A 5,146-nucleotide genomic window follows, 5' to 3' on the forward strand; every position below is an offset into this window, starting at 1 on the left:
GCCGGCTCGCTGAGCACCAGCGCTACCGGCGCCGGAGCGACGGGCGCGGCAGCGGGCTGCGCCACCGGTTCGGGAGCCAGGTCTTCGAATGTGGCCTCCTGCAGCAGCGCGTCCAGGTAGGACTGCAGCGCGAGCTGGGGGCGAGTGGCGGTAGCGGAACGACTCATGATGGATAACCGCGCAAGGTGACTGTCCAGCCTATCGGCAGCGAACGCGCCACTCTTGAGCGCATCCGTCGGATTCTTTGGTTCGAGCAGGACATGTTCAAGCGACCTGGCTCGCCGGCACGTGGGCCAGCAGGTGCTTGAGCAGCGCGCGGTAGGCGATCACGCCACGGCTGTTGCTGTCGTTGCGCGAGGGCACCGTGCCCAGACGGCTGGCGTCACGCAGCTTGGTGTCCACGGGGATGAACGCCTGCCAGAGGGTGTCCGGGTAGGTATCGCGCAGCACCCGCAAGGTGCCCAACGACGCCTGGGTACGGCGGTCGAACAGGGTCGGCACTATGGTGAACGGCAGCGCCTGCTTGCGCGAGCGGTTGACCATCTTCAGCGTGTTGACCATGCGTTCCAGGCCCTTCAAGGCAAGGAACTCGGTCTGCACCGGGATCACCAGGTGCTGGCTGGCCGCCATGGCGTTGACCATCAGCACGCCCAGAAGCGGCGGGCTGTCGATGATCGCGTGGTCGAATTCGTGCCACAGCTGCGCCAGGCTCTTGGCGATCACCAGGCCCAGGCCGTTCTGCCCGGGCGACTGGCGCTCCAGGGTGGCCAGTGCGGTGCTCGAGGGCAGCAGGCGGATGTTCTCGTGGCTGGTGGGCAGCAGCAGCGACTCGGGCAGGCCCTCGGGCACGTTGCCCTGGTGCAGGAACAGGTCGAACACGCTGTGTTCAAGCGTGTCCGGGTCGTGGCCGAAGTAGCTGGTCATCGAGCCGTGGGGGTCCAGGTCGACGATCAGCACGCGCTTGCCGGCGTCCGCCAGCAGGCCCGCCAATGCGATGGAGGACGTGGTCTTGCCGACGCCGCCTTTCTGGTTGGCTACCGCCCAGACTTTCATAGTGCTGGCTCCCCGCATGCACAGGATCGGATCAGGATTCTCATGGCGTTCAGTCCCCTGCCGATGACGAAGAATTGACGGCGCCGCTGCCGGGCGCCTCGCTGGCAACCACTGGTGCAGATTGCGTGCCAGCATGCCGCAACGCCGGGTCCGGCTGCGCCTTGCCACTGCCCGTCCCGCTGATGCTGCGGCGCACCTCCAGGTTGCGGGAGATCACCAGCACGACCCGGCGATTGCGTGCGCGGCCATCCGCCGTGGCATTGTCCGCCACTGGCTGGAATTCGCCATAGCCCACCGCCGCCAGCCGACCGGCGTCGAGGCCGTCCTGGGCGAGCATGCGGACGATGCTGGCGGCACGGGCCGCGGACAGTTCCCAGTTGGTCGGGTACTGCGAATTATGGATCGGCACGTTGTCGGTGAAACCTTCGACGTGCACCGGATTGCGGTAGGGCGCCAGAATCCTGGCGACCTTCTCGATGATCTCGAAGGCAGCGTCATTGGGAACGGCGTCGCCGCTGGGGAACAGCAGGCTGGAATTGAGGGTGATCTCGATCCAGAACTCGTTGCCGCGCACCGACAGCTGGTCGGTGGCAATCAGGTCGCCGAAGGCCTGGCGCACGCTATCGGTGATCTGCTGCAGGGTGTCCGGGTTGCCCTGGGCCTGGCCCTCGTCCTGCGGCTCGTTGAGCGATTCGTCCGGCTGCTGGGTGCGCGGGCGCTCCTCGCCGACGGGGATCGGGCGGATCGAGCGGTCCGGCTGGTTGAATACGCCGGTCAGGGTCTCCGAGAGGATCTTGTATTTGCCCTCGTTGATCGAGGAGATCGAGTACATCACCACGAAGAAGGCGAACAGCAGGGTGATGAAGTCCGCGTAGGACACCAGCCAGCGTTCGTGATTCTCGTGTTCCTCATGACGTCTGCGGCGAGGCATGCGCATCCCTCCCCCTCAGCCGACGAAGCCTTGCAGCTTCAGCTCGATGGAGCGCGGGTTCTCACCCTCGGCAATGGACAGCAGGCCCTCCATGAGCATTTCGCGGTAGCAGGACTGGCGCAGCACGATGCTTTTCAGCTTGTTGCCGATCGGCAGCAGCAGGAGGTTGGCCAGGCCGACGCCGTAGATGGTGGCGACGAAGGCCACGGCAATGCCGTTGCCCAGCTGGCTGGGATCGGCGAGGTTGCCCATCACGTGGATCAGGCCCATCACCGCGCCGATGATGCCGATGGTCGGCGAATAGCCGCCCATGGCCTCGAACACCTTGGCAGCGGCCAGGTCGCGGCTTTCCTGGTTGTACAGGTCGACTTCGAGGATGCTGCGGATGGCTTCCGGTTCGGTGCCGTCCACCAGCAGTTGCAGGCCCTTGCGCGCGTACGGGTCGCGCTCGGCGTCGGCGACGGTTTCCAGGCCCAGCAGGCCTTCCTTGCGCGCCGTCATGCTCCAGCCGACCACATGGTTGATGCCGCCCACCAGGTCCACCTTGGGCGGCAGGACCATCCAGCGCAGCATGGTCACGGCGCGCTTGAGCACCGCGACCGGTGTCTGCAGCAGCGCGGCGGCCAGGGTGCCGCCCACCACGATCAGTGCCGCCGGGCCGTTGGCCAGGGCACCGACGTGCCCGCCCTCGAGGAAGTTGCCACCGATGATGGCAACCAGCGCGAGGATCAGGCCGACCAGGCTGAGGACATCCATCAGCCGCAGGCCTCGCTAAGGTGCCGGCCGATGTCGTCCAGGCTGTATACCGCGTCGGCGAGGCCCGCCTTGGCGATTGCCATGGGCATGCCGTAGATCACGCAGCTGGCTTCATCCTGCGCCCACACCTGGGCGCCGCCCTGCTTGAGCATCCGCGCGCCTTCGCGGCCGTCGGCGCCCATGCCGGTGAGGACCACCGCCAGGACCTTGTCGCCATAGGCCTTGGACGCGGAGCCGAAGGTCACGTCGACGCAGGGCTTGTAGTTGAGGCGCTCGTCGCCGGGCAGGATGCGCACCGCGCCACGCGCGTCGACCATCATCTGCTTGCCGCCAGGCGCCAGAAGGGCCACGCCGGGACGCAGGATGTCGCCGTCCTCGGCTTCCTTGACGGTGATCCTGCAGAGCTTGTCCAGGCGCTCGGCGAAGGCCTTGGTGAAGGCCGCCGGCATGTGCTGGATCAGCACCAGCGGCGCGGGGAAGTTGGCAGGCAGCTGGGTCAGGACCCGCTGCAGCGCCACCGGCCCACCGGTCGAAGTGCCGATGGCTACCAGCCGGTAGGGCTTACGCTTTGGGGCGGCGGAAGTCGCCGCAGCCGGAGCGGCCGGAGCGTGGCTGCCAGTCGACGCAGCGGGAGCGGTCGTGCGTGCAGCGCCGGCAGCGGGGGTCGAAGCCGGTGCTGCCGGGCTCGACGAGTACGCGGCGAAGCGGCGGTTGCTCTTGGCAATGGTATGGACCTTCTCGCACAGCAGCTGGCGGACCTTGTCCGGGTTGCGCGAAATGTCCTCGAAATTCTTCGGCAGGTAATCCACCGCGCCGGCGTCCAGCGCGTCCAGGGTCACCCGCGCACCCTCGTGGGTCAGCGAGGAGAACATCAGGACCGGCGTCGGGCAGCGCTGCATGATGGTCCGCACGGCGGTGATGCCGTCCATCAGCGGCATCTCGTAGTCCATGGTGATCACGTCCGGCTTGAGCGCCAGCGCCTGATCGATCGCCTCGCGGCCGTTGGTTGCCGTGCCGACCACCTGGATCTGCGGGTCAGCCGAAAGAATCTCCGAGACGCGGCGGCGGAAGAACCCCGAATCGTCCACCACCAGGACTTTGACAGCCATAGACACTCCTGAAAAAAACTTCTTCCATCACACGGGCGAGCGCAGCGTGTTTTATTCACTGCACCCGCCCATGGCGGTCAGATACGACGGGCGTAGCGCTTGAGCATGCTCGGCACGTCGAGGATCAGCGCGATGCGCCCGTCCCCGGTAATGGTCGCCCCGGCCATGCCCGGCGTACCCTGCAGCATCTTGCCCAGCGGCTTGATCACCACCTCTTCCTGGCCTACCAGCTGGTCGACCACGAAGCCGATGCGCTGGGTGCCCACGGAGAGAATCACCACGTGCCCCTCGCCCGGCTCGTCATGCTGCGCGCCCGGCACCAGCCAGCGCTTGAGGTAGAACAACGGCAGGGCCTTGTCGCGGACGATCACCACTTCCTGGCCGTCGACCACGTTGGTGTTCGACAGGTCGAGATGGAAGATCTCGTTGACGTTGACCAGCGGGAAGGCGAAGGCCTGGTTGCCCAGCATCACCATCAGGGTCGGCATGATCGCCAGGGTCAGCGGGACCTTGATGACGATCTTCGAGCCCTGGCCCTTGGTCGAGTAGATGTTGATGATGCCGTTGAGCTGGGAAATCTTGGTCTTCACCACGTCCATGCCGACACCGCGGCCGGAGACGTCGGAAATCTCGGTCTTGGTCGAGAAGCCCGGCGCGAAGATCAGGTTGTAGCAGTCGGACTCGGACAGGCGATCGGCCGCATCCTTGTCCAGCAGGCCCTTTTCAACGGCCTTGGCGCGCAGCACGTCCGGGTCCATGCCTTTGCCGTCGTCGGAGATCGACAGCAGGATGTGATCGCCCTCCTGCTCGGCGGACAGCACTACCTTGCCCGAACGCGACTTGCCGGCGGCCTCGCGCTCGTCGGGGCCTTCGATGCCGTGGTCCACCGCGTTGCGCACCAGGTGCACCAGCGGGTCGGCCAGGGCCTCGACCAGGTTCTTGTCCAGGTCGGTCTCTTCGCCGATCAGCTCGAGGTTGATCTCTTTCTTCAGGTTGCGCGCCAGATCGCGGACCTGGCGCGGGAAGCGGCCGAAGACCTTCTTGATCGGCTGCATGCGGGTCTTCATCACCGACGACTGCAGGTCGGCGGTGACCACGTCGAGGTTGGAGACGGCCTTGGCCATCGCCTCGTCGCCGCTGTTCAGGCCCAGGCGCACCAGGCGGTTACGCACCAGCACCAGTTCGCCGACCATGTTCATGATCTCGTCCAGGCGGGCGGTGTCCACGCGCACGGTGGTTTCCGCTTCGCTGGCCGGCTTTTCAGCGGCAGCGGCGGCAGGCTTGGCCGGTGCAGGCT

The 5,146-nt window shown here is 66.4% G+C and carries 5 protein-coding genes and 1 pseudogene; all 6 read right to left on the reverse strand.

The genetic code is table 11. The features are described 5' to 3' along the window. Positions 1–167, reverse strand: a pseudogene (locus ACCC94_RS27585) (chemotaxis protein CheW); the annotation flags it as partial. Positions 168–264: 97 nt separating this feature from the next. Then, positions 265–1,053, reverse strand: coding sequence for a ParA family protein (locus ACCC94_RS27590; RefSeq protein WP_413352776.1), 789 nt, complete (start codon positions 1,051–1,053; stop codon positions 265–267). A 49-nt stretch (positions 1,054–1,102) separates the two neighbouring features. Beyond that, positions 1,103–1,984 carry a flagellar motor protein MotD gene (motD, locus tag ACCC94_RS27595; RefSeq protein WP_413352777.1) on the reverse strand — a complete coding sequence of 294 codons (882 nt, stop codon included), beginning with the start codon at positions 1,982–1,984 and terminating at the stop codon, positions 1,103–1,105. A 15-nt stretch (positions 1,985–1,999) separates the two neighbouring features. Next, positions 2,000–2,740, reverse strand: coding sequence for a flagellar motor protein (locus ACCC94_RS27600; RefSeq protein WP_138215067.1), 741 nt, complete (start codon positions 2,738–2,740; stop codon positions 2,000–2,002). After that, positions 2,740–3,849 carry a protein-glutamate methylesterase/protein-glutamine glutaminase gene (locus ACCC94_RS27605; protein ID WP_413352778.1) on the reverse strand — a complete coding sequence of 370 codons (1,110 nt, stop codon included), beginning with the start codon at positions 3,847–3,849 and terminating at the stop codon, positions 2,740–2,742. Before ACCC94_RS27605 ends, ACCC94_RS27600 begins: the two co-directional genes overlap by 1 nt. Positions 3,850–3,926: 77 nt before the next feature. Continuing rightward, on the reverse strand, positions 3,927–5,146 hold a 1,220-nt coding region (locus ACCC94_RS27610; protein ID WP_413352779.1), incomplete at its 5' end, for a chemotaxis protein CheA.

The sequence above is a fragment of the Pseudomonas sp. Pseusp97 genome (genome assembly GCF_047304025.1).
GTDB lineage: Bacteria > Pseudomonadota > Gammaproteobacteria > Pseudomonadales > Pseudomonadaceae > Pseudomonas.